This window comes from Kribbella koreensis, assembly GCF_039525325.1.
GTDB lineage: Bacteria > Actinomycetota > Actinomycetes > Propionibacteriales > Kribbellaceae > Kribbella > Kribbella koreensis.
In genome coordinates, this window is record NZ_BAAAHK010000013.1 from 244,883 (window position 1) to 271,823 (window position 26,941).

The following is a 26,941-nucleotide window of genomic DNA, read 5'->3' on the forward strand; positions in this document are numbered from 1 at the left end:
CCGTTGACCTGGAGTGGGTGGCGGACGTACGCTCGAATCGTTCATTTTACTGAACGGTTGGGCGAGAGGTGCTGATGGCTGAGGTCGACGTCGTGGTGGTCGGGGCGGGCATCGTGGGTGCCGCTTGCGCCGAGGCCCTGTCGGCTGCCGGGGTCCGGGTGCTCGTGCTGGACCGCGGGGCGCCTGCGTCCGGTACGACGGCTGCGGGCGAGGGCAACATCCTGGTCTCCGACAAGGGGCCGGGGGCTGAGCTCGACCTGGCGATCGCGTCTCGTGCCGAGTGGCTCGCGGTATTGGATCGCCTGCCTCGGCAGGTCGCGGATGTCGAGTGGGAGCCGAAGGGCGGGCTGGTCGTTGCGACGGGCGAGCCGGGGCCGTTGGAGGATTTCGCTGCTGCGCAACGGGCTGCTGGGGTTGATGCGCGGGTGCTCAAGCCGGCAGAGGCTTTTGAGTTGGAGCCGTTGCTGACTCCTTCCGTCACCGTTGCGGTGCATTACCCGGATGACGCTCAGCTGCAGCCGGTGCTTGCGGCGACGGCGTTGCTGGCCGCAGTACGGGCTCGTGGTGGGGTTGTTCTTGGTGGCGTGACGGTTCAGTCGGTACTCCGCTCCGCCGGCGGGCGGGTGTCTGGGGTGTCGACGTCCGCGGGGGACTTTGCGTGTCGGGCCGTGGTGAATGCGTGCGGGCCTTGGGCTGGGGCGTTCAGTGTGTTGGCGGGCGGGCCGGTGGAGATCTTGCCTCGGCGGGGGATGATCCTGGTGACCGCGCCGCTGCCGGAATGCGTACGGCACAAGGTTTATGACGCCGACTACGTCGGGGCTGTTGGTAGCGGGGATGCGGACCTGCAGACGTCGACGGTGGTGGAGTCGACTCGGGCCGGGACGGTGTTGATCGGGTCGAGCCGGGAGCGGATCGGGTTCGACGACTCGGTGCGGGTCCGGGTACTGCGGGAGCTGGCGCGGAAGGCGGTTGGGTTGTTTCCGTTCCTTGGTGAGGTGCCGGTGATGCGGGCGTACGGCGGCTTCCGGCCCTATGCGCCGGACCATCTCCCGGTGATCGGAGCCGATCCGCGTGTCGACGGCCTCTGGCACGCCACCGGCCACGAGGGCGCCGGCATCGGCCTGGCCGCCTCAACCGGTCGCCTGCTCACCGAACTGTTCCTAGGCCTCGCACCCCACGTCGACCCGCTGCCCTTCCGCGTCGATCGCCCAGCCTTGCTGGGTGTCTCATGAGCCCGCACCTGCGCTCGACTGAAGGCGACCCCGCCGAGCCCCGCCCCGGCGAGCCCTTCTCCATCACCCTCGACGGCCAGCCCCTCGAAGCCCTACCAGGCCAAACCGTCGCCGCCGCCCTGATGGCCACCGGCCGCGACTCCTGGCGCACCACCCGAGCCGGCGACAATCCCCGAGGCGTCTTCTGCGGAATCGGCTCCTGCTTCGACTGCCTGGTAGTCGTCAACGGCCTACCCGACGTCCGAGCCTGCCAACGCGTAGTCCGCCCGGACGACGCAATCACCACTCAACCCGGCGCAGCGCTACCAGCGCCCGCACCCCACCCCGACCCCCCGCCGACACCTCCGCCTCCGCTCTCTCCTCCGCCCTCACCCTCACCCTCGGGTCCGGTCGATGGTCACTTTGTGCTCGGTGTGAGTGTTTCGGAGCAGGGCAAACGCTCAGACGGAGCACAAAGTGCCCTGGGCAACGGAGTACAGGCGGTGCCTGTTGTGGTGGTTGGGGCTGGGCCGGCTGGGATGAGCGCTGCCGTGGCCGCGGCCGACGCCGGCGCCTCGGTGCTACTGATCGATGCCGCGCCGAGCGTCGGCGGCCAGTTCAACCGCCAGCTACCCGACGAGTTCCGAGCCCGCCGCCCGGAGAGACTGCAACACGGCTGGTCGTCCTTCACCCGACTACGCGACCGCATCGCCAACGACCCGAGAATCACCCACCTGACAGAAACCTCCGTCTGGTCCCTCGAACGCCCCGCCACCGCCCCGGCGGCTACCACCGCCGCCCCGGCGGGTACCGCCGCTACCAGCTCGGCCGCCGCCACCTCCGCCGCCGCCACCTCCTCCGCCGCCACCTCCTCAGCCGGTACTTCGGCCGCCGGTGCCTCGGCCGCTGGTGCTTCGGCCGCTGGTGTCTCGGCGGTCGGGGCCACTGGCGTCGCGGCTGGGCAGTGGACGCGGGTCTGGCTGCAAACCGGTGCGGCTGACTCGGCTGGACGGCGGGTGTGGGCGGTCGGGACTTCGGCGTTGGTGTTGGCGACGGGTGCGTATGACCGGGTGCTGCCGTTCCCTGGGTGGGATCTGCCGGGCGTCTACAGCGCCGGCGCAGCGCAGGCTCTCGCCAAGGGGCAACGCATCGCGGTCGGCAGCCGAGTACTAGTAGCCGGTACCGGGCCCTTCCTACTGCCGGTCGCCGAGTCCCTGCTCGGCGTCGGCGCCGAGGTCGTCGGCCTCCTGGAAGCCAACAAGCCCTCCACAGTCCTGCGTGGCTGGCTGACCGACCCGTTGGCCGCCTCCACCAAACTCACCGAAGGCCTCGGCTACGCGACCCTATTGGCCCGCCACCGAATCCCCTTCCATCACGGCCGCACCGTCGTAGCCGCCCACGGCACCGACCGCGTCGAGGCCGTAACCACAGCCCGCCTGGGCGCCGACTGGACCCCGATCCCGGGCACAGAAGAGCGCGTCGAAGTCGACGCGGTCTGCCTAGGCTTCGGTTTCACCCCAAACCTCGAGCTCGCGGTATCCGCCCGCTGCACCCTGGGCACTGGCCCAGACGGCGGGCCCGCGGTACTGGTGGACGAGGACCAACAGACCACCACCCCCGGCATCTACGCCGCAGGCGAACTGACCGGAATCGGCGGCGCGAACCTCGCCGCAGCCGAAGGCCACCTGGCCGGCCTCGCCGCCGCCGGGGGCTACCTGGCCGGCCTGCCCGCGGCCGGGGGCTACCTGGCTGGCCTGGCCGCGGCCGGTGCCTCCGACCGGGGAGGAATTTCGCCAGTACCGGGGAGTGGTTTACCCCCGAATGGAGCTATTTCCCTCCCCGGTCGAGCAACAACGGGGCGACGCCGAGTCGCTCGGGGCAAACGGTTGGCGGCGGCGTTGGCTGCTGCTTATCCGGTGCGGGGCGGGTGGTTGGAGTGGAGTGCCGCCGCGACGTTGGTCTGTCGGTGTGAAGAGGTGTCGCGGGGCGAGCTCGAAGAAGCTGTCGGGGAGCGGGACGTGGTGGGGGAGCGGACTTTGAAGCTCAGCTCTCGGGCTGGGTTGGGGATGTGCCAGGGGCGGGTTTGCGGGCGGAATGTGAGCGCGCTCTGTGGAGTGGAGAACGGGTACGGGCGGCCGATTGGGGTGCCTGTGCGGATGAGGGATTTGGCTGCTGCGGACGTACTGGAGGATTTGTGAGCGAGAAGCTTGATGGTGTGATTGTTGCTACCGCATTGCCGTATGCGGAGGACGCGTCGGCGCCGGCGGGGTTGCGGCCGGACTATGAGAGGTATGCGGAGCATTGCCGGTGGTTGGTGGAGAACGGATGCCGGGGAGTCGGGCCCAACGGGTCGTTGGGGGAGTACTCGTCGTTGACGGATGACGAGCGGCGGCAGGTGGCGCGGACGGCGATCGAGGCCGTGGGGGACGACGGGATCGTTGTCGTCGGCGTGCATGGGGCGGGGGCGCATCAGGCGCGGAGTTGGGCTGAGAAGGCCGCAGAGGATGGGGCGGACGGGGTGTTGTGTCTGCCGCCGACCATGTATCGGGCCAACCGGGGCGAGGTGATTCATCACTACACCGAGGTCGCCAAGGCTGGGCTGCCGGTGATGGTTTACAACAACCCGCATGACACGAAGGTGGATCTGACGCCGGACCTGCTGGCTGAGCTGGCGCAGATCGAGAACATCGTTGCGGTGAAGGAGTTCACGGGCGATGTGCGAAGGATTCTGGAGATCCGCGAGGTGGCACCGAGCTTGACGGTTGTGGCCGGGGCGGATGACCTCACGTTGGAAGCGCTGCTGATGGGGGCGACCGGGTGGTTCGCCGGTTTCCCGAATGTGTTTCCGGCGGAGTCGGTCCGGTTGTACGACCTTGCGCTGGCCGGCGACCTCAAGCAGGCACGTGAGCTGTACGAACCGCTGGTCGCGGCCTTCCGGTGGGACTCGCGGGTCGAGTTCGTGCAGGCGATCAAGTACGGGATGGACTACGTCGGCCGGTACGGCGGTCCCTGCCGGCCGCCGCGCGGACCGCTTGTACCGGAGCATCTCGCGCAGTTGGAGCAGGACATGAAGAAGGCCGTGGAGTCGCTGGTATGAGGTCGATCCGGACCCTGAGCGCGATCGACTCGCACACCGAGGGGATGCCGACCCGGGTGATCACCGGTGGCGTCGGCGTCATCCCCGGTACGACGATGGCCGAGCGGCGCGAGTACTTCCTGGCGCACGACGACGACCTGCGGCTGTTCCTGATGAACGAGCCGCGGGGGCATTCGGCGATGAGCGGCGCGATCCTGCAACCGCCGACCCGGCCGGACGCGGACTGGGGTGTCCTCTACATCGAGGTGTCCGGCTGCCTGCCGATGTGCGGGCACGGGACCATCGGCGTCGCGACGGTGCTGGTCGAGTCGGGCATGGTGACGGTGACCGAGCCGCTGACGCAGGTGCGGCTGGATACGCCGGCCGGGCTCGTGGTGGCGGATGTTGCCGTGCGCAACGGTCGGGCCGAGCACGTGACGATTCAGAACGTACCGGCGTACTCGCATGCGCTTGATGCGACGGTGAAGGTGGATGGCCTCGGTGAGGTGACGTACGACCTCGCGTACGGCGGGAACTTCTACGCGATCCTGCCGCTGGAGCAACTCGGCATCCCGTTCGACCGGTCGGAGAAGGACCGGATCCTGCAGGCGGGGCTGGACATCATGGACGCGATCAACGCGACCGACCGGCCGGTGCATCCGCTGGATCCGTCGATCAACGAGTGCAAGCATGTGCAGTTCACCGCGCCTGGTACCGATGGTGCTGACTCGCGCAACGCGATGGCGATCCACCCGGGGTGGTTCGATCGGTCGCCTTGCGGGACCGGTACGTGTGCCCGGATGGCGCAGTTGCATGCTCGCGGCGAGTTGGCGCTGGGCCGGGACTACGTCAACGAGTCGTTCATCGGTACGCGCTTCACCGGCCGGCTGCTGGAGGAGACGACGGTGGGCGACCGGCCTGCCGTCGTACCGACTGTCACTGGACGGGCGTGGATCACTGGAATGGGGCAGTACTTGCTGGATCCCACCGATCCATTTCCTACGGGGTTCGTCCTCTAGCTGGTGAAGCGGAGGGACTGACCAGGGCGGAGCTGGGCGCAGGCGTCCAGATCTGCTCTGGCCACGTAGGCGATGACCGGGTAGCCGCCGGTCACCGGGTGATCGGCGAGGAACAGCACGGGCAGACCCGACGGCGGCATCTGCAGCGCCCCCAGCGTCATCCCCTCGCTCGGCAGCTCACCCTCACGGATTCGCTCGAGCGGGGTGCCTTCGAGGCGTACGCCGATGCGGTTGCTGTTGCTGCTGACCGCGTAGCGTCGCCCGAGCAAGGCGCCGGGAGCGAACCAGTCCTGCCGCGGCCCCGGAATCACCCGTACTACGAGGTCGCCCGCGACCGGATCCGCGACCGCTGCAAGGTCGACTCCGGGCATCGGGCCGTGCTCGCAGCCGACGGGCAGTACATCACCGGCAGTCAGGGGAGCCGGTCCGAGCCCGGACAACAGATCTGTCGCCCGCGACCCGAGCACCGGCTCGACCCCGATGCCACCCCGGACTGCCACATACGTCCGCAGGCCACTGCGTGGAGCTCCCAGTCGCAACACATCACCGGCGCGGAGCGTGCTCGGCGCGTTGAGCGGCGCATCGGGGCAAGGCGCACCCGTCACGGCGACCACCACCTCGGCCTCGGCCCGCAGCGCAAGCCCGCCGAAGGTCACCTCGATCGCGGCGGCCCCCGGCGCGTTGCCGACCAAGCGGTTCGCCAGCTCGTACGACCGCCGATCGCACGCCCCGGACCGCGGCACCCCCAGCGCGGCCTGCCCCGCCCGCCCGCGATCCTGGATCGTTGCCAACGGCCCCGGCTCCAGAACGGTCAGGGCGGCCGCCGTCGCCGCCGGACCTTCGCCCGTCGCGCGACTCATCAGTCGTCCGCCTGCACGAAGCGAACCCGGCGCCCGGGCTGGAACAACGCTGCCGGTTCGCGGCCCTGGTCGAAGATCCTCAAGGTGGTGTGGCCGATCAGTTGCCAGCCGCCAGGGGATTCGCGCGGATAGACACCGCTGAACTCACCGGCCAGGGCGACTGCCCCGGTGGGGACCTTGGTCCGGGGGGACTCGCGGCGCGGGACGTCCCAGGAGCCGGTGCCGGTGAGGTAGCCGAAGCCTGGCGAGAAGCCGCAGAAGGCGACCGTCCAGTCCTCGGCCGTGTGGCGTTTGACGACGTCCTCGGCCGAGCAGCCGAGATAGCCGGCCAGGTCGTCGAGATCCTCGCCGTCGTAGACGACCGGGATCTCCAGCGGCTCACCGCCGAACGACCCGCCGCCGATCGGCCGCACGGCACGCAGGGCCCTGGTCAGCGCGGTCAGGTCGGTGCCGTCGGTGCTGACCAGGACGGTGCGGGCGGCCGGGACGATGTCGACGACCCCGGCGGGTGGCGAGCCGGCCAGCGCGGCGTAGTACCCGAGGACCTCGTCGAGGTTCTCGAGCTCCACCAGTAGGGCGTGGTCGCCGGCGGGCAGAATGCGCATCAGTGGCCGAACGGGCTCACCGTGACGCCCGCTCCCTCCAGTGCTTTCCGGACCTGTTGCGCGATGTCGACCGCGCCCGGGGTGTCGCCGTGCACGCAGATCGAGCCCGGCGTCAGCTGGAGCAAGCCGCCGGAGCTGTCCTCGATCGCCCCGCCGGTCGCCATCGCGGTACAGCGGGCGGCGATCTCGGCGCCGTCGTGAAGGACCGAACCGGCCTCGCGCCTGGACACCAGGGTCCCTTCCGACGTGTAGGCGCGGTCGGCGAAGGCCTCGTGGACGATCGGCAGTCCGGCCTCGGCGGCCAGCCGGAGCCAGGCGGATCCGGGCAGCCCGAGAACCGGCAGCGACGGGTCGTAGTCGACGATCGCGCCGACCACGGCCGCCGCCTGCTCCTCGTGCGTGCCGATCGTGTTGTAGAGCGCGCCGTGCGGTTTCACGTACCGGACGCGATCGCCCGCGATCCGGGCGAACGCGTCCAGCGCGCCGATCTGGTAGACGACCTCGTCACGCAGTACCGCGGGTTCGACGTCGAGGAAGCGGCGGCCGAAGCCGGGCTTGTCGTCGTACCCGACGTGCGCGCCGATCGCGACTCCACGCTCGACCGCGTGCGCGGTCACCCGGCGCATGATCGAGGGGTCGCCGGCATGAAAACCACAGGCGATGTTCGCACTCGTGATGACCTCCAGCAGCGCGAAGTCGTCACCCATCGTCCACGAGCCGAAGCCCTCACCCAGATCGGCATTGAGGTCCATCACACCGCTCCTAACCGAACAACTCGAACACAGGCTTGACCGACCGGACGGCCAGGTAGATCGTCAGCAGCCAGGCCGCGCCGCCGAGCGACAGCAACCACTTGGGGTACCGGTACCCGCGCAGCAGATCCTTGCGCTGCCATGCCACCCAGAGAAGCACACCGATGCCGACCGGCAGCAGCAACCCGTTGAAGGCGCCCGCGAAGACCAGCAACTGCGTCGGCGCCGTGCCGACGGACAGGTAGATCACCGTGCTGACCGCGATGAACGCGACCACCAGGATGGTCCGGGTCTTGTCCGTCGTCTTGGTCCGCGACGTCACGAAGGTGACGGTCGTGTACGACGCGCCGATGACGCTGGTGATCGCGGCCGCCCAGAGCACCACCCCGAAGGCCCTCAGCCCGAACTCGCCGGCCGCGTGCTGGAAGGCCGAGGCGGCCGGGTTCTTCGGGTCCAGCGCCGTGCCGCCCGCGACGACACCGAGCACCGCCAGGAACAGCACGATCCGCATCACGCCGGTGATCAGGATGCCGGTGATCGACCCGCGGCTGATGTCGCGGATGTGCTGCGGGCCGGAGACGCCCGAGTCGAGCAGGCGGTGCGCACCGGCGTACACGATGTAGCCGCCGATCGTGCCGCCGATCAGGGTGGTGATGGACAGGAACTGGATCTGGTCGGGCAGGACGACGTTCTTCAGCGCCGTACCGACCGGTGGGCCGGACGTGATCGCGATGTACGTGGTGAGCAGGATCATCAGGCCGCCGAGCACCAGCACGACCCGGTCCATGGCGACGCCGGCCCGCTTGGACAAGAAGATGCCGATGGCAATCAATGCGGAGAGCGCGCCGCCGAGCTTGGGATCCAGCCCGAGCATCGCGTCCAGCCCGAGCCCGGTGCCGGAGACGTTGCCGATGTTGAAGACCAGGCCGCCGATGAACAGCAGCGCCGCCATCACGTAGCCGAGGCCGGGCACGACCAGGTTGCCGAGCTCCTGGGCCCGCCGGCCGGAGACGCCGATCACCCGCCACACGTTCAGCTGCAGCGCGATGTCGACCAGGATCGAGACGGCGATCGCGAACGCGAAGGCGGCGCCGAGGGAGACCGTGAAGGTCGTCGTCTGGGTGATGAACCCGGGGCCGATGGCCGAGGTGGCCATCAGGAACATCGCGCCGATCAGCGTCGACTTGGTGCTCGCCTTCATCGCGGTGTCGGGCGTCTTCTTGCCTGCGGCCGGTGGCAGCTGCCGGCCGGACGAGTGGCCGGTACTGCGGGTCGGCTGGCGGCGGGCCGGCTTGGAGAGGGGCTTGGTCGGGGGTTTCGGCATGGCGGTGGCTCCTGGATCTTCAGAAAGCTTTCGGTCGGTTCTCCTGCAGACGGTCGGTAGGTGGTTGAACGCCTTGAGTGACTTTGAGAGTAGAGATTGTTCAACAATCCTGCAAGACTCTTGTTGAATCGAAATTTCCCACCGCACCGGGGAGTGAGCGATGATGCAGAGATGTCCATCAGTCAGCGCGGCGACGACGAGGGCCGGCAGGCCTGGCTCCGGGGTGTCGCCGCGGACGTGGCCCGGCAGGATCGCAGCAGCTCCGCCGAGCGCGCGGCGGACATCCTCCGCCGCAGCATCACCGAGGGTGCGCTGCGGCCCGGCGCGCAGCTGTCCGAGATCGAGCTCACCGAGGTCCTCGACGTCAGCCGCAACACCCTGCGCGAGGCGTTCCGGCTGCTCACCCACGAAGGGCTGCTGGTCTACAAGCTGCACCGCGGCGTCTTCGTGCCGGAGCTGGACGAGCAGGACGTGGTCGATCTGTACCGCCTCCGCCGCGTCCTCGAGGTCGACGTCGTCCGTGGCCTGGCGGATCGCGTGCCGGAGCTTCCCGACGAGCGGCTCGAGCCGTTGCTGGCCGAGGTCGAGACGGCCGAGGCCGCCGCGCTCACGGACCGCTGGGCAGCAGTCGGTACTGCGAACATGCAGTTCCACCGGCACCTCATCGGCCTGGCCGACAGCAGTCGCCTCGATGACATCACCGGTCGCCTGCTGGCCGAGCTCCGCCTGCTCTTCCATGTCATCGCGACGCCGCAGGAGCTGCACGAGCCGTACATCGCGCGCAACCGTGGCCTGTTCGAGCTGCTCTCCGAGCACAAGTACGACGAGGCCGCCGAAGCGCTCGACACCTATCTCCGCGACTCCGAGCAAGGACTGCTGGACGCCTTCAAAGCGAGGTGACGCATGCTGACCCCGGCCGCCGCGCGAGCGCAGTACCGGGCTGGGCTGATCGCTCCGACCTCCGGCCACGCGCCCGGCTTCACGCAGGCGAACCTCGTCGTGCTGCCGCGCGACTGGGCGTACGACATGCTGCTGTTCGGCCAGCGCAACCCGAAACCGGTGCCGCTGCTCGACGTCACCGATGCTGGCTCGACGAGCACGGTCTTGGCGCCGGGTGCGGACCTGCGCACCGACCTTCCGAAGTACCGGGTCTGGCGGGACGGGGAGCTGGTGGACGAGCCGGCCGATGTCGTGGACCTGTGGCGGGACGACCTGGTGAGCTTCCTGATCGGCTGCAGCTTCAGCTTCGAACGCGCGCTGCTCGACGCTGGGGTCCCGGTCCGCAATCTCGAGCAGGGCAAGAACGTGTCGATGTACCGAACCGATCGCGAGTGCCGTCCGGCCGGGCGGTTGAGCGGCCCGCTGGTGGTGTCCATGCGGCCCATCCCGGCCGCGTTGGTGGCGACCGCGGTGCAGGTGACAGCGCGGATGCCGAGGGTGCACGGAGCTCCTGTTCACGTGGGTTCGCCCGAGGCGCTGGGGATCGTGGACAACGCGCGACCCGACTTCGGGGACCCGGTAGATGCGGAGCCTGGCGATGTTCCGGTGTATTGGGCTTGCGGAGTGACACCCCAAGCTGCGTTGATGGAAGTCAGGCCCCCGTTTGCGATCACCCACGCCCCTGGGCACATGTTCGTGACCGACGTGCCGGATGCCGTTTATCGCGAGCCCTGAGGGGGAGCAGTAGATGAGTGAAGACCGGACCGAAGAGCAGCGGAAGTCCTACCGGCCGATCGACGCGGCCGGGTTCCGGGCGTCGATCGCGCGGGACTGGGGGCCGGTCGACCGGTCGGTGGTGTTGCCGGAGGGGCTGGCTGATGCGGCCGCTGAGCACCGGCGGAAGCTGAGTGCCGCGCTGCCGGGGCGCCGGATCGCGGTTGCGGCCGGGCGCGCGCCGGTGCGGTCGAACGACACCGACTACCGGTTCCGGGCGGACAGCGACTTCGTCTGGCTGACGGGTTGTCAGGCCGAAGGCTCGGTCCTGGTCATCTCCGGTGATGGCGACGCGACCCTTTATCTGCGCGAGACGGCTGGGCCGGGCGAGGCGGACTTCTTCGCCAACGCGCGCGACGGCGAGCTGTGGATCGGGCCGGTACCAGGGTTGAAGGACTGGTCCGACGCGTTGCAGCTGCCGTGCCGGCCCATTGAGGAGCTGCCTTCGGCCGTGCGCGGCGCAGTACCGGCGATGCTCACGACGTACGGCGTGGAGCCGTTGCTGGACGCGTTCGTCGGAGGTAGCGGCGCGCAGGAGCTTCGGCAGGTGCTGGCCGAGCTGCGGCGGATCAAGGACGACTGGGAGCTCGACCAGCTGCGCGAGGCGGTTGCAGCGAGTGTGCAGGCGTTCGGCGATGTGGCGAGTGAGTTGCCCGAGGCTGTGCGTGGCGGCGGCGAGCGGTGGCTCGAAGGCACCTTCGACCGGCGCGCGCGTACTGCGGGTAACGGGCCGGGCTACGCCTCAATCGTTGCTGCTGGCAACCACGGTCCGGTGCTGCACTGGGTCCGCAACGACGGTGCCGTCCGCGAGGGTGACGTCATCCTGCTCGACGCCGGGGTGGAGACGCGGACGCTCTACACCGCTGACGTGACGCGGACCTTCCCGGTGACTGGTGAGTACACGCCGGCTCAGCGGCAGGTGCACGACCTGGTGCACAAGGCTCAGGTCGCCGCGCTGGCAGAGGTTCGCCCGGGTGCGCCGTACCGGGCCTTCCAGTACGAGGCGATGCGGGTGCTGATCGAGGGCCTGCAGGACTGGGGCGTCCTCGACGTCTCGCTCGACGAGGCGCTCGGCCCGGACGGGCAACAGCACCGCCGGTACGTCGTCTGCGGGCTCGGCCACTACATCGGCCTCGACGTCCACGACTGCGACGCGGCCCGCCCCGAGACCTACTTCGCCGCCGACCTCGACGTCGGCATGGCCCTGGCCGTCGAACCAGGCCTGTACTTCCACCCCAACGACGAAACCATCCCACCCGAACTCCGCGGCATCGGCATCCGGATCGAGGACAACGTGGTCGTCCACTCCGACCGCCTCGAGATCCTCACCGAAGCCCTCCCGATCACCACCGACGGACTGGAGGCGTGGACCCGCAGTCATCTCCCACGGTGACCTACCCGGTGCGTACCGTCAGAGCATGAAGCTGATCGGCTGGGGCATGATCGTCGTCCTCCTGGACTTCCGCTACGACAACTTCGATGTCGTGGTCGATCTGGCCGGCTGGCTGATGCTGTACTTCGGGCTGTGCCGCCTCCGGAAACTCGACAACGCCTTCCGCCTGGCCGCCGGCTTCGCCTTCGTCGGCGCTCTGGCGTCTCTGCCTGAGCTGCTCCCGCTGCTGGGTGGTCGCGCGATCGTCGGTGGCGAGCTCCGGCTGGCGTCGCTGATCGTCATCGGCGGGATGGTGATCGTCCTGACCTGCACCGGACTGATGCGGCTGGCCGACCGGGCCGGCGACCGCTCACTGGAGCAGCGGGCCCGCTGGTTGCGGGGTACCGAGGCGGTCTCGATCGTGATGAGTCTGCTGATCGGGCCGCGGCAGCTCGTCGTCTCGGGCGGCGATCGGATGGGAGACGTCGTGGGCCTGCTGGGCCTGTTGTCGGCCGGGCTGGCGTTCGTGGCGGTGCTCTGGTTCGTGCTGCTGGTGTTCTCGCAGAACGTGGTCGCGGCAACGACTGAGCGTAGTCAAGCAATCACTTAAAATAATTCGGTCACAAGTAGTAACACCGGGCCGTCCAGCACGATGTAAGGAGCGGGGGAGGGTCAATCTCGGCCCGGTGCGCGGTAGTGGGGGGCCGCGGCTGCGCACCGGCCGAGCTGGCCCCGGCTGGGAACCCGGGGGGGATCCCAGGGATTTACGGCACGGGGGGATTTTCGTGATGAACCTGCGAGTGCGGGTGGTGCACTGCACCTGCGCCGGCGACCAGCACTGGTTCGCCGACATCGACGACACCGATGATCCGCAGCCCGACGATCCGTACTGGTTCGTCGACCGCTGCAGGTCCCAGGCCGAGGCTCTCGAGCGCGCGTGCGCCCGGCTCCTCGAGCTGTCCAGCGAGGTGCTCCGCAGCGGATCGCTCACCCGTGTCCAGGAAGCGCACCTCGTCTCCGTCTGACAGCCGGTTGGGAACAATGATGGGGCTCCTCGCCATGCCCGGCGAGGAGCCCCATCGTCATCAGGACGCCGGCGGTACCGCCGGACAGGTCGTGCCGCGTCGCGGAACGGTCAGTGAGATCAGGTAGCTGTCGATTGCTTGCCCTACGCAAGGACTCTTGGTATAGCTGCCGTGTCCCCAGCCCTCGTACGTGAGCAGCACCCCCTGCTCGCCGAGCTGGCGCGCGACACTGGTCGCCCAGCTGTAGCCGGTGGCCGGATCGTGAAGCGCGTTCGCGAGTAGCGCGGGGGTCTTGAGGCCGCGAATCTTCAAGTCCTGTTGGGGATTCACGGCCTTCGGCAGCCCGAGGCAGTTGGTCACCGCGAGCAGCGTCGGCGGGATCTTCAGGTCCTGGTTGTTCCGCGCGAGCCGTCGTACGTGCGCTGAGAACTCACCATACGTGCGGACCGGCAGGCTGAGGTCCCGGCAGAACGGTGCGAGCGTGTTCGGGGCCAGCCCGGTCGGTACCGGGGGTTCGCCCGTCGGTGGGGCGCTCGTCTCCAGCCGCTTCAACAGGTCGGCCAGCGCGGCCCACTGCGGCTCGTAGAGCATCCGGAACACCCCGAAGGTCAGCGTGAACGGCGTCGCCTTCACGCTCGCCTGCCGTGGATCCGGCAGCTCGCCACGACCGGCCCGGGCGAGCAGTTCCGCCCACAGCGCGTGGATGTCGCGCCCGTGTAGCGAGCAGGCGGTCGCCTCTTCGCACCAGTTCACGAACTCGGTGAACGAGTCCTGCGCCGTCGCGGCCTGCGCGTCGAGGAACTCACCGGTTGTCGAGTCGCCGTGGTCGAAGACGCTCTCCAGGACGAGCGCGCGCAGCCGGTGCGGGTACCTCTCGGCGTACAGCTCACCGAGCATGGTCCCGTACGAGCTGCCGTGGAAACTGATCTTGGTCTCACCCAGCGCCGCGCGGATCGCGTCGACATCGCGAACCGTCTGCAGGGTGTCGATGTGGTCGTAGACCGGCCCGGTGTGGGTGCGGCAGTCCTGGTCCAGTTCGCGGTTGTAGCGGATGGTCTGGTCGAACTGCGCGCGGCTGCTGATCTGCGGCGAGGGCTGCTTGGCGAGCAACGCGGCCGAGCAGACGACCGGGTTGCTGCGGGCGATCCCACGGGGGTCGAAGCTGACGATGTCGAACCTGTCCTCCAGGGCGTCGCTGAAGCGGGTCATACCGGTCCGGATCCGGTCGACCCCGGAGTCGCCGGGGCCGCCCGGGCCGAACACCAGGGTGCCGATGCGGGTTGACGGGTCTTTCGCAGTACGGCGGGCTATCGCCAGGCCGAAGGTGGGTCCGTCCGGGTGGTTCCAGTCCACCGGGACCTGGAGGGTCGCGCATTCGGAGCCGGCGACGAGCTTGGGATCCTCTTTGGGTTTGACCTCGCAGTCGGTCCACTGCAAGGACTTCGGTTGTACGGCGGTTGCCGGTGGCGCGACCAGGCCGGCGATGACGACGCCGGCGATCGCACCCCACGTGATGAGCTTCATCCCCCGATCCTGGGCAAACGCCTTCCCGTGCGCATCGGGGACAGACCCGGCCCGAACCCCCGGCTCGCCTTGGGGGACTTGTTAGGGTCACTGATCTGATGACTGAGACGACGACCGCTGTTGAGACTCCGGCCGGATCGAAGCACGCGACGGTGTTCCGTGCCGTGGCGATCGCCGAGGCGATCTCCTGGACCGGGCTGCTGATCGGGATGCTGTTCAAGTACGTGCTGTCCGACAACGAGATCGGCGTGAAGATCTTCGGGCCGGTGCACGGCACGATCTTCATCGCCTACGTGATCACGGTGCTCGCGGTCCGCAAGCAGCTGCGCTGGACGGTCCCGGTCACGCTGGCCGCTCTGGCCGCCAGCATCCCGCCACTGTTCACCTGGTTCTTCGAGCTCTGGGCGCAGCGCACCAACCGGTTGTCCTGAGTTCACCCGCTGCCGGATTGACGCGCGCGGCCGGTCCGCCGTACCGTCGCGGCGAGTAGTGAAATCAGCAGCCGCATGAACCCGTGCGGGAGAGACCCGGGCCTGACCCGGGCGCCGTAGGAGCAACTCTCCCCAAGAATCTCTCAGGCACCTTCACCGTGCGGGCGAGGCACCTCTGGAAGGCACACTGCCTGACAGAGCGGGGAGGCATACCAATCGGTCAATGGCGACCAGGAGGCCTCCAGCATGGCGATCAGCGTGTTCGACCTGTTCAGTATCGGGATCGGCCCGTCGAGCTCCCACACCGTGGGACCGATGCGAGCCGCCCGCACCTTCGCGCTCGGCCTGGCCGCGGACGGGTTACTCGACCGTACAACGGCCGTCGAGTCGCAACTCTTCGGCTCCCTCGGCGCCACCGGCCACGGGCACGGCAGCAACAAGGCGGTCATCCTCGGGCTGGAGGGTGAGGACCCGGAGACGGTCGACACCCGCTCGGTGGAGAGCCGGGTCGCCGCGATCCGCGCGGCCGGCCGGCTCCGGCTCGCCGGTCAGCGGGAGATCGTCTTCGACGAGAACAACCAGCTGATCATGCACCGGCGCAAGGCGCTGCCGTACCACCCGAACGGGATGACCTTCGTGGCCCGGGCCGCTGACGGCACCTGTCTGCGGGAGCGGACGTACTACTCGGTCGGCGGCGGTTTCGTCGTCGACGAGAACGCGGCGGCCGGTGACCGGATCGTCGCGGACCGTACTCCGCTCAAGTACCCGTTCCTGTCCGGCAACGAGCTGCTCGTCCGCTGCCAGGAGTCGGGCCTGCCGATCAGCGAGGTGATGCTCGCCAACGAGCTGGCCTGGCGGACCGAGCCCGAGATCCGCGAGGGCCTGCTGCACATCTGGCAGGTGATGCAGGACTGCGTCGACGAGGGCTGTGAGACCGAGGGCACGCTGCCGGGCGGTCTCAAGGTCCCGCGCCGGGCGGCCGCGCTGCACAAGAAGCTCAGCGGCGACAAGTGGTCGGTCGATCCGCTGAAGGTGATGGACTGGGTCAACCTGTTCGCGCTCGCGGTGAACGAGCAGAACGCGTCCGGCGGCCGGATCGTCACGGCGCCGACGAACGGTGCCGCGGGGATCATTCCGGCCGTGCTGCACTACTACCGTCGCTTCGTGCCGGGGGCATCGGAGGACGGCGTGGTCCGGTTCCTGCTGGCGGCCGCGGCGATCGGCGTTCTGTACAAGGAGAACGCGTCGATCTCCGGCGCCGAGGTCGGATGTCAGGGCGAGGTCGGCTCGGCCTGCTCGATGGCGGCCGCCGGGCTGTGCGAAGTACTGGGTGGTACTCCGGAGCAGGTCGAGAACGCGGCCGAGATCGCGATGGAGCACAACCTCGGCCTGACCTGCGACCCGGTCGGCGGGCTGGTTCAGATCCCCTGTATCGAGCGCAACGCGATGGCGTCGATGAAGGCGATCAACGCCGCCCGGATGGCGATGCACGGCGACGGCGTCCATGTCGTCTCGCTCGACAAGGTGATCAAGACGATGCGCGAGACCGGCGCCGACATGAAGATCAAGTACAAGGAGACCTCACGTGGCGGCCTGGCCGTGAACGTGATCGAGTGCTGACGGATCCTCCACGTGCGCGTTGTGCCCCAACCCGGCCAGCGTGACGACGTGCCCGCCCAGCGCGGTCAGCTCGGCATCCGTGTTCATCGGATCAAGCTCACCGCGCGCCAGCACGACCTCCGCCTGACTAGCCGCGATCAGCTTCTCCATACCCGGCGCACCCACCGCCCAGGTCCCCGGATCCATCGCCAGCCGCCACCGCCCATCGACCTGCTTGATCCCATGCTCAACCGCGCCGCTGTCCGGCTCGACCAGCCCTTGTAACCCAGACACCTTGAGAAACCGGGCAGCCGCCTCGTCCCGACTCTCGAACCACCCGATCGGTTTCTGCGCCAGCGCCCCCGCCCGCCCCAGATCATCCGCCGACCAGCTCACCTTCACCCCCAACGCCACCACCCGATCCACCTGCACGCCGTACCGCCCACTGGCCAACTCCAGCCCAATCACCCCACCGAGCGAATGCCCGACGACCACCAACCCCTCCCGCACCGGCAGCGCCTCCGCAACCGCGCCCGCCATCGACTCGAAGGTGTACCGCGGGAGCGTAGGTGCACTCCCGTGCCCGGGCAGGTCCGGCGCGATCCGCGGCTGCGGCCACCCGTCCCAAACCCGGCCGGTAGCTCCTAGTCCATGCAGCAACACGAGAGATGACATGCGGGCCAGGCTCTCAGACCCGGGCCGCTGTCACCAGGGGACGAGGCCTGTGTTGCGTTGGTAGGTGGCTGTGGGGCCGGTTTTGTCGATGGTGGCCAGGCGGACGATGCTGGCGGCGCCTTCGGGGATGGACTGGTGGCCTCGGTGGCCGTTGAAGTCGGTGGCGGTGTAGCCGGGGTCCACGGCGTTGATGCGCATTTCGGGGTTGAGGTGGGCGTACTGGGCGGTGAGCATGTTGAGGGCGGCCTTGGAGGAGCTGTAGATCGGGGCGGGGATCCAGGCGGCCTCGCGGACCGTGGGGTCGGTGGCCATACCGATGGAGCCCAGGCCGCTGCTGACGTTGACGACTACGGGGTTGTCGCTTGCCTTGAGCAACGGCAGGAAGGCGTTCAGGACGCGGAAGGCGCCGAAGACGTTGACGTTGTAGACGGTCTGGAAGTCGTCGGCGGTGAGCTGGTCGGCGGGCTTGAAGGGGCCGGGGATGCCGGCGTTGTTGACGAGTACGTCGAGGTGGCCGGCCTCTTCCTGCACCTGCTTGACGGCGTTCTGGACCGACTCGTCGTCGGTCACCTCCAGCTGGACGAAGCGGGCACCGAGCTCGTCGGCCGCCTTGCGTCCACGCTCGGGGTCGCGCGCACCGACGTACACGGTGTGGCCGAGGGCAACGAGTTGACGGGCTGTTTCGTAGCCGAGGCTCTTGTTGGCCCCGGTGATGAGTGTTGTTGTCATGGCTCCAATCTCGTCGCTTCGCGACGGTGCAGGTAGTGCACGCTTTGTCCTGGGGATTGGCAGTACCCAGGCTGAAGCGCGGGTTGCGGGAGATACTGGACGGGTGGCTGAACTAGGCAAGACGCTCCACGCGTGGCGGGATCGGGTGACTCCCGCCGAGGCGGGCCTGCCCGCGGGCGGGCGGCGGCGGGCGCCGGGGCTCCGGCGTGAGGAGCTGGCGCTACTGGCCGGGCTGTCGGTCGACTACATCCTCCGGCTCGAGCAGGGGCGGTCGTCCGCGCCGTCGGCCCAGGTACTGACCGCGTTGGCCCGGGCGCTGCGGTTGACTGATTCCGAGCGGGACCACCTGTTCGTGCTGGCCGGTCAGACGCCACCGCGGCCCGGGGCGATCTCGACGTACATCCCGCCCGGGGTGCAACGGCTGATCGGCCAGCTCGAGGGTGCGCCCATCTGCGTGTGCGCCGCCTCCTGGACGATGATCAGCTGGAACCCGCTCTGGTCGGCGCTGATCGGCGACCCGTCCGTCTTCCGGGGCCGCGAGCGCAACATCATCTGGCGGCACTTCATGCGGCCCGGAATCGCGGGCTTCGACCGCGTGGCGCAAACCCCGGAGCAGGCGGCCGCCTTCACCCGGGCCATGGTCACCGACCTCCGCGCCGCCACCGCCCGCTACCCCAACGACGCCGACCTCCGCGACCTCATCAAGGAACTGCGCACCGGTAGCCCCCGTTTCGCGGCGCTATGGGACGACCACGTCGTCGGCTTTCATGAGTCCAACGTCAAAACCATCAACCACCCGGAACTCGGCGAGATGCTCCTCGACTGCGACGTCCTCACCGCCCCTGGCAGTGACCTCCGCCTGGTCATCTACACGGCCGCCCCCGACACAGAAGCCGCCGAAAAACTCCGCCTGCTCTCAGTCCTCGGCCTGCAAGCCCTCAGCTGATGCCGAGGCCGAGGCCGACGTTGAGGCTGACGCCGAGGTGTTGAGGATGGTTCGGGCTACTAGGTCGGGGGCGTCGTTCATGGGGACGTGGCCGCAGCTGTAGAGCGGGATGATCCGGGCCTCGGGGATCTGGAGGTGGGCCCGGGCCGCCTGGCGGGGGAGGAGGATTCGGTCGTGGGTGCCCCAGGCGATGGTGACGGGGAGGTCCGGTACGTCGCCGTCGAAGGTGACTCCGGATTTGCCCAGGCGGGCCACCCGGTCGAAGGCGGTGGCGGTGCGGAGGGCGAAGGTTTCGGCGACCACTGCCTCGGGGGCGCGCTGGGCGGGGTGGTTGTAGATCATGCCGGTCATCACGCGGCGGCCGGCGGCGGTGCGGGCCATCCGGCGGATGGTTGAGTCGGGGGTGCGTTGAGCCACCCGGCGCATGTTGGCCAGGACATTGAGGGCCCAGGAACGTTCGCGAGGAGACCAGAAGCCGGCCGGGGACAGTGCGGTGACCGAGCGGACCGAGCCGAGTTGGCCGAGGCGCAGGGCGACCAGGCCGCCCATCGAGTTGCCGGCGACGTCGGGTTTGCCGAGATCGAGCGCAGTACAGAAGGCTTCGACGGCGTGGGCGAAGGAGTCGACCTCGTCGGGGATGCCGGCCGGTACGTCGGGAGACTCGCCGAAACCGGGGAAGTCGAGCGAGATCACGTCGCGCGACTCGGCCAGCTGCTCGATCACCGGGTCCCATGCCTGCCGGTGGTGACCGATGCCGTGCAGGAGTACCAGCGGCGGACCCGCGCCCTTGCGGTCGTACGCGATCTCCACCCCGGGGACACCGGCCACGGTCACGGTCGCAGTAGCGCTCATGAACTCATGGTCACCCCGGGGTGGCCTCCTGTCATCGTGACATGGCCGATGTCACATACCTGAGAAGATCAGTACGGATCGACCTCGCTCGACGAGGCATTTCCGAGGACCGAGGCCTGGAGCTGGACCTCCCAGCCCTGGTTCTTGCCGAACGGCTGGTCGAACTTCTTGAACGAGCAGTCCGAGCTGAACTGGCGCCGCTTCGGGTTCCAGTCCTTGCCGCTCTTGATGTACAGCTGGTAGCCGCCGCCGATCCGGCGGACCGTGGCGGTCTTCTTGGCCTGGACGTACATCATGATGTGCGGCTTGCCCGGGGCCTTGCCGGTGGGGACGATCGAGACGGCCACGTCGCTGGACGAGCCGTTCTTGACCCGCAGCGCGCCGGACCCGCCGTTGCCGGTACGCACGATGACGTCACCGTTCGACGGGCGGTTGTCGGTCGGCTCGGGGCCGAGGTCCGGCAGCGTCCGGCCGACGATCAGCCCGATGGTCCGCAGCTGGACCACCGCCGGGTTCAGCGTCGCGGTGAGCTGGCGCTGGAGTGCCTGCGAGACGTACGCGAGCCCGCCGCAGCCGATGTCGCTGGTGTCACCGTTGCTCATCGCGGTGGCCGCATTCCTCAAGCGCAGTTGAAGGACCCGGTTCGCGGGGATCGCCCGGGCCGGTGGCTTGATCGATCCCAGCTTGAGCGACTCGGCGTTCAGCGCCTGGGTCAGGTTGTCCAGCGCGGTGTCCAGGCTGTCTTCGGTCTTGACCCGTCCCAGCGCGCCGATCTCGCTGTCCAGCCGCTTGTCGAGCTCGAGCAGCACGCCCTGGTACTGCGCTTGCGTCAACGGCCCCGCGGGCTTCGGCGGCACTGTCGGCGTCGGTGCCGAAGTGGGCGCCGAGGTCGGCGCGGTCGTCGGGTCGGTCGACGACGTACTGGTCGTCGGTTCGACGCTCGACAATGTCTTGTCGTCGTCGGAATCGCCACAGCCCGCCACCAGCGCCAGCATGGCGATGCCGACGGAAATGGACAGAGTTCTGCGCATGAATGCCCCCAGGTCCTCGATGTTCCCCTTGTCAGCAAACCCTAAGTGGCAAAGGGATTCCCCGCGACCCCGAGGCCAGAACCTGTCAGACGCAGCAGAGGTCCGGGCGGTTCCGATCAGATTCGGGGCGCCGGCCGGACGAACGGGAAGGCGAGGGTGGCCCGGATGTTCTGGCCGGTCAGCATCATCATCACCCGGTCGACGCCGATGCCGAGCCCACCGGTCGGCGGCATCGCGTACTCGAGCGCGCTGAGGAAGTCCTCGTCCAGCGACATCGCCTCGGGGTCGCCCGACGCAGCCTTCAGCGACTGCTCGGTGAGCCGTCGCCGTTGCTCGACGGGGTCGACGAGCTCGGAGTACGCCGTACCGATCTCCGCGCCGAAGGCGACCAGGTCCCAGCGCTCGGCCAGCCGCGGGTCGTTGCGATGGGTGCGGGTCAGCGGCGACGTCTCGAGCGGGAAGTCGGTGTAGAAGGTCGGCAGGGTGGTCGTCGGCTCGACCAGTTCGTCGTACAGCTCGAGCACGAGTTCGCCCGCTGTCAGGTCGAAGCCGGCATGCACGCCGTGCTCCGCGCACAGTTCACGCAAACGCTCGATCGAGGTACCGGAGTCGATCGGTACGCCGGTAGCGCGACCGACCGCGTCGTGCACGGTGATCACCGGCCAGTCGCCCGAGATGTCGAGCTCGCCGTCGGGGCGCTTCACGATCGGCTTGCCGTGGACCGCCGTCGCGGCCTCGATCAGCAGCTCGCGGGTGAGCTCGCGCATCACGTTGTAGTCGGCGTACGGCTGGTACGCCTCGACCGAGGTGAACTCCGGGTTGTGGGTGGCGTCCGCGCCCTCGTTGCGGAAGTTGCGATTCAGCTCGAAGACCTTGCCCATCCCGCCGACGCTGAGCCGCTTGAGGAACAGCTCCGGCGCGATCCGCAGGAACAGGTCGGTGTCGTAGGCGTTGATGTGGGTGACGAACGGCCGCGCGTTGGCCCCGCCGTGCACCGCCTGCAGCATCGGCGTCTCGACCTCGATGAAGCCACGCGACTCGAACCCGTTCCGCAACGCCCGGACGGCGGTACTGCGATGCTGCATCATCTGCAGCGACTCGGGGTTCATCACCAGGTCGAGGTGCCGTTGCCGGACCCGCGCCTCCGGGTCGGTGAAGCCCTTTCGCTTGTCCGGCAGGGGATGCAGGCACTTGGCTGCCATCACCCACTCGGTAGCGGCGACCGACAGCTCGCCCCGGCGGCTGGTGACGACCTCGCCGGTGACGCTGACGTGGTCGCCGATGTCGACCAGGCGCCGCCAGTTGTCGACGGATTCCTCACCGGTCGCGCCGGCCGACAGCATCACCTGCAGGCTGGACAGACCGTCCTGCAGCAAGGCGAAGGAGAGCGCGCCATGGTTGCGCATCCGCATCACCCGGCCGGTGACGGAGACCTCGTGGCCGGTGTGGTGATCGGGTGGCAGGTTCTGGTGGAGCGCGCGGATCCGTTCCAGGGTTTCGGTTCGCGGTACCGTGACCGGATACGGATCGATGCCCTTGGCAACGAGTTCGGCGAGTTTGCAGCGCCGGATCTGTTCCTGCTCGGTCAGCCTGCGATCCGGCAGCACCGGCCTGAGCAGCTCCTGCTCCTGCTCCCGTACGGCCGCAGCGAACTGTCCGCCGTCGGCAGCCATGATCGCGTGCCGCTCGGCGGTCTCCGCGCTGTCGACGCGGGTCCATGGCCGAGGCGCCGGGAGGAAGCCTTCCGCGGTACCGGCGGCCAGCAGTACTTGGGCCAGCGACGCGCCGCGGGAGTAGCAGATCAACCGCGGGGACCAGCGCGGCAAGTACTTCTCGTTGGACTGGTACAGGCTCTCCAGCTGCCAGAACCTCGACGCGGCGGTCAGCAGCGCGTTGGTGAGTCGCAGCACCGGCCCGGCGCCGACCCGCTCGGCGTCGCTGAAGATCTCCCGGAACATCGCGAAGTTCAGCGAGATGTGGTGTACGCCGAGATCGCCGCAGGCCTCGACCAGCGCGTTGACCATGAACTCCATCAGGCCGTTCACGGACTCGGGATCGCGCCGCATCAGGTCCAGCGAGACGCCGCGCACACCCCAGGGAGCGAACGAGAGCAGACCCCGTACCGCGCCGTCGGAGTCGCGCGCGATGACCATCACGCACCGTGCGTCGGCGGGGTCGCCGAGCCGGCCGAGCGCCATCGAGAAGCCCCGCTCGGTCTGCGCGCCCCGCCACTTCTCGGCGAGCTTCACGTACTCCGAGAGCGCCTCGGGCGAGAGGTCGCCATGCCGGACGACTTCGGCGTGGTACCCGGCTCGCTGGGCCCTGGTGACGGCTTGCCGCACCGGTCGCATGGTCCGGCCCTCGAGGGTGAAGTCGGCGACGTCGATGATCGCCTCGTCGCCCATCGCGAGCGCGCGCAGACCGGCGTCGACGTACGCGTGCGCGGCCTCTTCGCTCGCCGACAGCACAGCAGGGGACCAGCCGTAGTTCTGCGCCTCGGCCAGCCAGCGCTGGATCGCGCCGGGCCAGGCCGCCGGATCGCCGATCGGGTCGCCGCTGGCGAGACTGACGCCGTTGACGACCCGGTAGGCGATCGCCGCCTGGTTGTCGGGCGCGAAGACGACGGCCTTGTCGCGCCGGGTGGCGAAGTAGCCGAGCGAGTCGCGTTCGCCGTACTCGAGCAGCAGCCGGCGGACCTGGAGCTCCTCGGCCTGGCTGAGGTACCGGACCCGGCGGACCGAGCGGAGGAAGATCGCGAAGGCGACCACCAGCGAGGCCGCCGAGATGGCGCCGACGGTCAGCCCGACCCAGCCGTGGCCCTCGTGTCCCTCGCCCATCTTGCTGCGGCTCTGACCGAGGGCGGCGATCACCGCCCAGCCGATCTTCTCCTTCTGGCCGGTCAGCGTCCGGGGGAAGGCCTGGGTCAGCATGATGCTGACCGTGATCGAGATCAGCAGGCCGCCGATCAGGGCGCCGACCGCGAGCCTGCGAGTACCGGGTGCCAGCCGGGCCGGGAACGAGGCGCGGATCTTCCACAGCAGCAGGACCAGCGCGGCCACCACGATCACCCGGGCGATGGCCAACTCGAGATCCTGTGGCTTGGCCTCGCCGAACTCCTGGATCAGGTCCTGGTCGCGCGGATTGGCCAGCCGGACGCTGGCCAGTCCGACCGCGGCCATCGAGGTCAGCAGCCAGAGCGCCTCGAAGACCCACAGGACCCAGAGCAGTGCGGCCCGCTTGCCGCGCAGCAGCGCGCTGCCGACGACGGCCAGGTAGACGGCCGAGAAGAACGTGTGCCCGGCGGGGATACCGAAGAAGTCGAAGGCCTGGTCGACGCGCTTCACATAGGCCGGTGCGAACAGGTGCAACGGGATGGCGAGGAACGACCAGATCGACGCGAATATGACGACCCGCCCGACCCAGACGGCCGCGCGCTGTTGCCACTGCGGGATGACCTGTTCCGACGACACCCAGCGATCATCCCATCCTCAGGTGTTGACTTTGGTCTCATATGCAACTCTTCGGTCATGATGGTCGTCCCCGCCCTGTTCCCGTACCGGTTGGTCCGGGGCCTGATGGTCGCCGCGGGAGTGCTCTACTGCAGCCTGCTGCTCGAGCTGGCGGCCGGGTTTCCGCTCGATCTGCGGAATTCGATGCTCAGCGAACTGGCGGCGCTGGACCAGCCGACCAGCAGCTATGCCCGGGCGATGGACCTCGCCACCGGGATCCTGCTGGTGGTCGCGGCCGTGCTGGCCCGCTCGGCCGCCCGGATGCACCGCGACGTCGCCGGGTTGCTGGTCAGCACCGCGCTGTTCGGTGTCGGGACGATGTTCACCGTGTTCCTCCCGCTCGACTGTGCGCCGTCGCTGAGCCAGGCCTGCCTGGAGTCGGAGGACAGCGGCCGGGCCGGTCTCGCCTTGTTCCTCCATGCGACGTTGTCGACCATCGCCGGGATCGGCTGCGTCGCGATGGCGGTCTTCATCCTCCTCGTACTGCGGCGTGTCGGCCCGGGCGGGCGATGGGGCTGGACGGCCGGAGTGGCCGCCGGGGCGGCCCTCGCCAGCCAGATCTGGCTCACTGTCGCGATCGGCATCCAGGAGCTGCGCGGCGATGACGCGCACCCGCCCGGCATCCTCCAGCGCGCGTCGGTGGTACTGGTCTGCCTGATGCTGGCGACGGTGATGCCCGGTCTGAAACAGGCGCTCCGCCGATGACCAGCAGCTGGGTGATGGTGCCGGGTCTGGCCGAGGCTCCGGAGGAGTTCGGCGAGGTCCTCTCGTTGCTGCCCGACAGGGACATCCAGGTGCTGGACCCGTGGCTGACGCCGATCACGGCGCCGGTGTCGGAGCTGCGCCGGGGGCTGACGCTGCCGGTCGGGTTGCTCGGGCACTCGATCGGCGGGCTGGCGGTGCTGCGGTGGACGCTCACTCATCCGGAGGAGGTCGAGCGGCTGGTGCTGATCGACACGAGCCTCACGTCGGAGACCGGATGGCGGTGGCTTTACCCAGGGACGGTGGGGGACCGCTTGGTGAGGGCGGTGTTGCGGGGGCTGGGGCGGTTCGGCGTACCGCAGCTGATCGGTACTACGGCCCGGCGGCTGCTCATCCGGGTCGGCAGCATGCGGAACAACGACCTGCTGTCCAGGGCGACAGCTCGACGCCGGTACGGCGCTGCCGGCTCGTGGCTGCTGTTCTGGGACGAGCTGACCGGCAGCTGGGAGCTCGCGGCCGAGGTTGCCCGGCTACTGGAGTCCCCACCGGCCGTACTGCCGCCCACTGTCGTCCTGGTGGCGACCGGCGGCAGCTCTCGCTTCACCGCTCAGGGGTGGCTAGCCGGGCAGCGAGCACTTGCTGACAGGTTGAATGCCACTGTCGAAGTACTGCCCGACTCTGCCCACCTGATCCACCTGGACCGCCCTGACGCCATCGCCAAGGCGCTCGCTGGGTTCTAGGCGGGTGTCGTGAGTGCGGGGGTGGGGAGCTTGCGCTGCCAGACCTCGTCGAGGGCCATCCGCATCGCACCGGTGACTACGGCGTCCTCGGCCAGGGCAGAGAGCTCCAGCTTGGGGTGGTTGAGGGTGAGCAGCCGGAGCTGGTCTGAGATGGCGTCCAGCAGCACTGCGCCGGCCCGGGCGACACCACCACCGATGACGACGGCAGTGGGGTCCAGGACCAGTACTGCGGGCGCCAGCGCTCTGGCGAAGTCGCGGGCGACCTGCTGGACGACTGCCTGGGCAACCGGGTCGCGCTCAGCCGCTGCGGCGAACACGTCAGCTGTGCCGAGTTGGTCTGCACCGAGCTCCGCTAGGCGGGAGTCCGGGTTGGCGAGCGCGGCCTGACGGCCCAGCTCGGCGATCGCCTCGGAGCCGACTGCGCGCTCCAGGGGGCCTCGGCTGTCCTCGGGGTTGATCACGTCGTCCGGAGCGGTGGCGATGAAGCCGATCTCACCGGCCGCGCCCGTACCGCGGTGGAGCCGGCCGTCGATCACGATGCCGGCACCGAGCCGCTCACCCCACTGGACGGCCAGGAGAGTGCCCGTACCGCCGCGGGCCGCCGCGATGGCCAGGGCGGCCAGGTTGGCGTCGTTGTCGAGCATTACCGGGCAGTCGAGCAGGCTGCGGACATGCTTGGTCAGGTCGATCGCGGACCAGCCCGGTACGGACGGGACCAGCTGGACCCGTCCGGTGTGCTCGTCCACGATGCCGGGGCTGGCGGCGACGGCTGCAGCGATGTCCTCGGCGGGGACCTCAGCCTCGGCCAGTGCCTCGGTGATCACCTCGCTGATGACGCCGAGCAGCTCCTGGGCCGTCCAGCCCGGGCCGGACCGGCGTACCAGAGAAAGCTTGCGGCCGGCCAGGTCGGAGACCCCGACGGTGACGCGGTGCGGGCCGACGTCGAGCCCGAGCACCGGCGCCGCGCGCCCGCGCAGAGAGACCCGGATGGCCGGGCGACCCAGCGAACGGTCCGCGGAATCAGGGCCGTGTTGCTGCAGCCAGCCGGCGTCCAGCAGCTCGTCGACGGCCTGGGCCACCGTCGGCCTGGCCAGTCCGGTGCGTTCGACCAGTTCGGCGACTCGCAGCGGTGCCGGTGCCGAGCGGCGGACCGCGTCCAGCACAGCAGCGACGTTGATCCGCCGCAGCATCGTCGTACCGCCGCCGCCGACCGTTCCCTTGCTCATGTCCGACCCCTTGCCTGCCA

General features: G+C 69.1%; 25 protein-coding genes and 1 riboswitch. Of the genes, 14 read left to right on the plus strand and 11 right to left on the minus strand.

Annotation, left to right across the window (positions count from 1 at the left end; translation table 11 throughout):
• Positions 1-74: 74 nt before the first annotated feature.
• The 4 genes from ABD116_RS25375 to ABD116_RS25390 are packed head-to-tail and all read left to right on the plus strand — an operon-like array spanning position 75 to position 5,306.
• Positions 75-1,232, plus strand: coding sequence for an NAD(P)/FAD-dependent oxidoreductase (locus tag ABD116_RS25375; RefSeq protein ID WP_343975113.1), 1,158 nt, complete (start codon positions 75-77; stop codon positions 1,230-1,232).
• Complete coding sequence (locus ABD116_RS25380; RefSeq protein ID WP_343975116.1) at positions 1,229-3,409, plus strand: 2Fe-2S iron-sulfur cluster-binding protein; 2,181 nt, start codon at positions 1,229-1,231, stop codon at positions 3,407-3,409. The genes ABD116_RS25375 and ABD116_RS25380 overlap by 4 nt, the downstream gene beginning before the upstream one ends.
• Positions 3,406-4,308 carry a dihydrodipicolinate synthase family protein gene (locus tag ABD116_RS25385; protein WP_343975119.1) on the plus strand — a complete coding sequence of 301 codons (903 nt, stop codon included), beginning with the start codon at positions 3,406-3,408 and terminating at the stop codon, positions 4,306-4,308. Before ABD116_RS25380 ends, ABD116_RS25385 begins: the two co-directional genes overlap by 4 nt.
• A complete protein-coding gene (locus ABD116_RS25390) occupies positions 4,305-5,306 on the plus strand; it encodes a proline racemase family protein (protein ID WP_343975122.1) in 1,002 nt (333 codons plus the stop codon). Before ABD116_RS25385 ends, ABD116_RS25390 begins: the two co-directional genes overlap by 4 nt.
• Here ABD116_RS25390 and ABD116_RS25395 read toward each other — a convergent pair.
• From ABD116_RS25395 to ABD116_RS25410, 4 genes are read right to left on the minus strand one after another with little or no spacing between them, the layout of a single operon-like run.
• Complete coding sequence (locus ABD116_RS25395) at positions 5,303-6,166, minus strand: 5-oxoprolinase subunit C family protein (RefSeq protein WP_343975125.1); 864 nt, start codon at positions 6,164-6,166, stop codon at positions 5,303-5,305. The genes ABD116_RS25390 and ABD116_RS25395 overlap by 4 nt on opposite strands.
• Complete coding sequence (locus ABD116_RS25400) at positions 6,166-6,771, minus strand: 5-oxoprolinase subunit B family protein (protein ID WP_343975128.1); 606 nt, start codon at positions 6,769-6,771, stop codon at positions 6,166-6,168. Before ABD116_RS25400 ends, ABD116_RS25395 begins: the two co-directional genes overlap by 1 nt.
• On the minus strand, positions 6,771-7,523 hold the full coding sequence (locus tag ABD116_RS25405) for a LamB/YcsF family protein (protein ID WP_343975131.1): 753 nt from the start codon (positions 7,521-7,523) through the stop codon (positions 6,771-6,773). The genes ABD116_RS25400 and ABD116_RS25405 overlap by 1 nt, the downstream gene beginning before the upstream one ends.
• Positions 7,524-7,533: 10 nt before the next feature.
• The gene (locus tag ABD116_RS25410) at positions 7,534-8,847 is read right to left on the minus strand and encodes an NRAMP family divalent metal transporter (protein WP_343975134.1); all 1,314 of its coding nucleotides are present in this window, start codon (positions 8,845-8,847) and stop codon (positions 7,534-7,536) included.
• Between the two features lie 171 nt (positions 8,848-9,018).
• On the opposite strand from ABD116_RS25410, the gene ABD116_RS25415 reads away from it, so the two are divergent.
• The 5 genes from ABD116_RS25415 to ABD116_RS25435 all read left to right on the plus strand — a co-directional run bounded on the left by ABD116_RS25415 (position 9,019) and on the right by ABD116_RS25435 (position 12,957).
• A complete protein-coding gene (locus ABD116_RS25415; RefSeq protein ID WP_343975137.1) occupies positions 9,019-9,747 on the plus strand; it encodes a GntR family transcriptional regulator in 729 nt (242 codons plus the stop codon).
• 3 nt (positions 9,748-9,750) lie between these two features.
• On the plus strand, positions 9,751-10,521 hold the full coding sequence (locus ABD116_RS25420; RefSeq protein WP_343975140.1) for a putative hydro-lyase: 771 nt from the start codon (positions 9,751-9,753) through the stop codon (positions 10,519-10,521).
• Positions 10,522-10,534: 13 nt separating this feature from the next.
• Positions 10,535-11,953: an aminopeptidase P family protein gene (locus tag ABD116_RS25425; RefSeq protein ID WP_343975143.1), complete on the plus strand. Its 1,419-nt coding sequence runs from the start codon at positions 10,535-10,537 to the stop codon at positions 11,951-11,953.
• A gap of 25 nt (positions 11,954-11,978) precedes the next feature.
• The gene (locus tag ABD116_RS25430) at positions 11,979-12,542 is read left to right on the plus strand and encodes a hypothetical protein (RefSeq protein WP_343975146.1); all 564 of its coding nucleotides are present in this window, start codon (positions 11,979-11,981) and stop codon (positions 12,540-12,542) included.
• A 178-nt stretch (positions 12,543-12,720) separates the two neighbouring features.
• On the plus strand, positions 12,721-12,957 hold the full coding sequence (locus ABD116_RS25435; protein ID WP_343975149.1) for a hypothetical protein: 237 nt from the start codon (positions 12,721-12,723) through the stop codon (positions 12,955-12,957).
• Positions 12,958-13,017: 60 nt separating this feature from the next.
• On the opposite strand, the gene ABD116_RS25440 is transcribed toward ABD116_RS25435, so the two are convergent.
• On the minus strand, positions 13,018-14,481 hold the full coding sequence (locus tag ABD116_RS25440; protein ID WP_343975152.1) for an alpha/beta hydrolase: 1,464 nt from the start codon (positions 14,479-14,481) through the stop codon (positions 13,018-13,020).
• Between the two features lie 98 nt (positions 14,482-14,579).
• On the opposite strand from ABD116_RS25440, the gene ABD116_RS25445 reads away from it, so the two are divergent.
• Together ABD116_RS25445 and ABD116_RS25450 are read left to right on the plus strand one after the other, a co-directional pair.
• Positions 14,580-14,912 (plus strand): DUF3817 domain-containing protein, encoded by a 333-nt coding sequence (locus tag ABD116_RS25445; RefSeq protein ID WP_343975154.1) that lies wholly within the window; start codon positions 14,580-14,582, stop codon positions 14,910-14,912.
• A 76-nt stretch (positions 14,913-14,988) separates the two neighbouring features.
• A riboswitch (glycine riboswitch) is annotated at positions 14,989-15,081 on the plus strand.
• Positions 15,082-15,158: 77 nt separating this feature from the next.
• Positions 15,159-16,532: an L-serine ammonia-lyase gene (locus ABD116_RS25450; RefSeq protein ID WP_343975158.1), complete on the plus strand. Its 1,374-nt coding sequence runs from the start codon at positions 15,159-15,161 to the stop codon at positions 16,530-16,532.
• Here ABD116_RS25450 and ABD116_RS25455 read toward each other — a convergent pair.
• Together ABD116_RS25455 and ABD116_RS25460 are read right to left on the minus strand one after the other, a co-directional pair.
• Positions 16,494-17,186, minus strand: a complete 693-nt coding sequence (locus tag ABD116_RS25455; protein ID WP_343975161.1) for an alpha/beta fold hydrolase — start codon at positions 17,184-17,186, stop codon at positions 16,494-16,496. The two genes, ABD116_RS25450 and ABD116_RS25455, sit on opposite strands and share 39 nt — an antisense overlap.
• A gap of 30 nt (positions 17,187-17,216) precedes the next feature.
• Positions 17,217-17,915 (minus strand): SDR family NAD(P)-dependent oxidoreductase, encoded by a 699-nt coding sequence (locus tag ABD116_RS25460; RefSeq protein ID WP_343975164.1) that lies wholly within the window; start codon positions 17,913-17,915, stop codon positions 17,217-17,219.
• Positions 17,916-18,018: 103 nt separating this feature from the next.
• Here ABD116_RS25460 and ABD116_RS25465 point away from each other — a divergent pair, with 103 nt between their 5' ends.
• Positions 18,019-18,861 (plus strand): helix-turn-helix transcriptional regulator, encoded by an 843-nt coding sequence (locus ABD116_RS25465; RefSeq protein WP_343975167.1) that lies wholly within the window; start codon positions 18,019-18,021, stop codon positions 18,859-18,861.
• Here ABD116_RS25465 and ABD116_RS25470 read toward each other — a convergent pair.
• The 3 genes from ABD116_RS25470 to lysX form a co-directional block, all read right to left on the minus strand.
• The gene (locus ABD116_RS25470) at positions 18,832-19,713 is read right to left on the minus strand and encodes an alpha/beta fold hydrolase (RefSeq protein WP_343975170.1); all 882 of its coding nucleotides are present in this window, start codon (positions 19,711-19,713) and stop codon (positions 18,832-18,834) included. The genes ABD116_RS25465 and ABD116_RS25470 overlap by 30 nt on opposite strands.
• Before the next feature lie 68 nt (positions 19,714-19,781).
• The gene (locus tag ABD116_RS25475; RefSeq protein WP_343975173.1) at positions 19,782-20,744 is read right to left on the minus strand and encodes a hypothetical protein; all 963 of its coding nucleotides are present in this window, start codon (positions 20,742-20,744) and stop codon (positions 19,782-19,784) included.
• Positions 20,745-20,860: 116 nt separating this feature from the next.
• Complete coding sequence (gene lysX / locus ABD116_RS25480; RefSeq protein WP_343975177.1) at positions 20,861-24,214, minus strand: bifunctional lysylphosphatidylglycerol synthetase/lysine--tRNA ligase LysX; 3,354 nt, start codon at positions 24,212-24,214, stop codon at positions 20,861-20,863.
• A gap of 57 nt (positions 24,215-24,271) precedes the next feature.
• Between lysX and ABD116_RS25485 the strand changes: the two genes are divergently transcribed.
• Positions 24,272-24,958: a DUF998 domain-containing protein gene (locus ABD116_RS25485; protein WP_343975180.1), complete on the plus strand. Its 687-nt coding sequence runs from the start codon at positions 24,272-24,274 to the stop codon at positions 24,956-24,958.
• On the plus strand, positions 24,955-25,695 hold the full coding sequence (locus ABD116_RS25490; protein WP_343975183.1) for an alpha/beta fold hydrolase: 741 nt from the start codon (positions 24,955-24,957) through the stop codon (positions 25,693-25,695). The genes ABD116_RS25485 and ABD116_RS25490 overlap by 4 nt, the downstream gene beginning before the upstream one ends.
• On the opposite strand, the gene ABD116_RS25495 is transcribed toward ABD116_RS25490, so the two are convergent.
• Entirely contained in the window at positions 25,692-26,921 is a 1,230-nt protein-coding gene (locus tag ABD116_RS25495) for an ROK family transcriptional regulator (protein ID WP_343975186.1), read from the minus strand. The genes ABD116_RS25490 and ABD116_RS25495 overlap by 4 nt on opposite strands.
• Between the last annotated feature and the right edge of the window lie 20 nt (positions 26,922-26,941).

Coding starts and splice junctions, on each gene's coding strand:
- ABD116_RS25445 (WP_343975154.1), top strand. CDS start 14,580: ATGACTGAGACGACGACCGCTGTTGAGACTCCGGCCGGATCGAAGCAC.
- ABD116_RS25460 (WP_343975164.1), bottom strand. CDS start 17,915: ATGACAACAACACTCATCACCGGGGCCAACAAGAGCCTCGGCTACGAA.
- ABD116_RS25400 (WP_343975128.1), bottom strand. CDS start 6,771: ATGCGCATTCTGCCCGCCGGCGACCACGCCCTACTGGTGGAGCTCGAG.
- ABD116_RS25435 (WP_343975149.1), top strand. CDS start 12,721: ATGAACCTGCGAGTGCGGGTGGTGCACTGCACCTGCGCCGGCGACCAG.
- ABD116_RS25395 (WP_343975125.1), bottom strand. CDS start 6,166: ATGAGTCGCGCGACGGGCGAAGGTCCGGCGGCGACGGCGGCCGCCCTG.
- ABD116_RS25375 (WP_343975113.1), top strand. CDS start 75: ATGGCTGAGGTCGACGTCGTGGTGGTCGGGGCGGGCATCGTGGGTGCC.
- ABD116_RS25440 (WP_343975152.1), bottom strand. CDS start 14,481: ATGAAGCTCATCACGTGGGGTGCGATCGCCGGCGTCGTCATCGCCGGC.
- ABD116_RS25470 (WP_343975170.1), bottom strand. CDS start 19,713: ATGAGCGCTACTGCGACCGTGACCGTGGCCGGTGTCCCCGGGGTGGAG.
- ABD116_RS25490 (WP_343975183.1), top strand. CDS start 24,955: ATGACCAGCAGCTGGGTGATGGTGCCGGGTCTGGCCGAGGCTCCGGAG.
- ABD116_RS25455 (WP_343975161.1), bottom strand. CDS start 17,186: ATGTCATCTCTCGTGTTGCTGCATGGACTAGGAGCTACCGGCCGGGTT.
- ABD116_RS25485 (WP_343975180.1), top strand. CDS start 24,272: ATGATGGTCGTCCCCGCCCTGTTCCCGTACCGGTTGGTCCGGGGCCTG.
- ABD116_RS25475 (WP_343975173.1), bottom strand. CDS start 20,744: ATGCGCAGAACTCTGTCCATTTCCGTCGGCATCGCCATGCTGGCGCTG.
- ABD116_RS25415 (WP_343975137.1), top strand. CDS start 9,019: ATGTCCATCAGTCAGCGCGGCGACGACGAGGGCCGGCAGGCCTGGCTC.
- ABD116_RS25410 (WP_343975134.1), bottom strand. CDS start 8,847: ATGCCGAAACCCCCGACCAAGCCCCTCTCCAAGCCGGCCCGCCGCCAG.
- ABD116_RS25430 (WP_343975146.1), top strand. CDS start 11,979: ATGAAGCTGATCGGCTGGGGCATGATCGTCGTCCTCCTGGACTTCCGC.
- ABD116_RS25450 (WP_343975158.1), top strand. CDS start 15,159: ATGGCGATCAGCGTGTTCGACCTGTTCAGTATCGGGATCGGCCCGTCG.
- ABD116_RS25390 (WP_343975122.1), top strand. CDS start 4,305: ATGAGGTCGATCCGGACCCTGAGCGCGATCGACTCGCACACCGAGGGG.
- ABD116_RS25495 (WP_343975186.1), bottom strand. CDS start 26,921: ATGAGCAAGGGAACGGTCGGCGGCGGCGGTACGACGATGCTGCGGCGG.
- ABD116_RS25405 (WP_343975131.1), bottom strand. CDS start 7,523: ATGGACCTCAATGCCGATCTGGGTGAGGGCTTCGGCTCGTGGACGATG.
- ABD116_RS25420 (WP_343975140.1), top strand. CDS start 9,751: ATGCTGACCCCGGCCGCCGCGCGAGCGCAGTACCGGGCTGGGCTGATC.
- ABD116_RS25425 (WP_343975143.1), top strand. CDS start 10,535: ATGAGTGAAGACCGGACCGAAGAGCAGCGGAAGTCCTACCGGCCGATC.
- ABD116_RS25380 (WP_343975116.1), top strand. CDS start 1,229: ATGAGCCCGCACCTGCGCTCGACTGAAGGCGACCCCGCCGAGCCCCGC.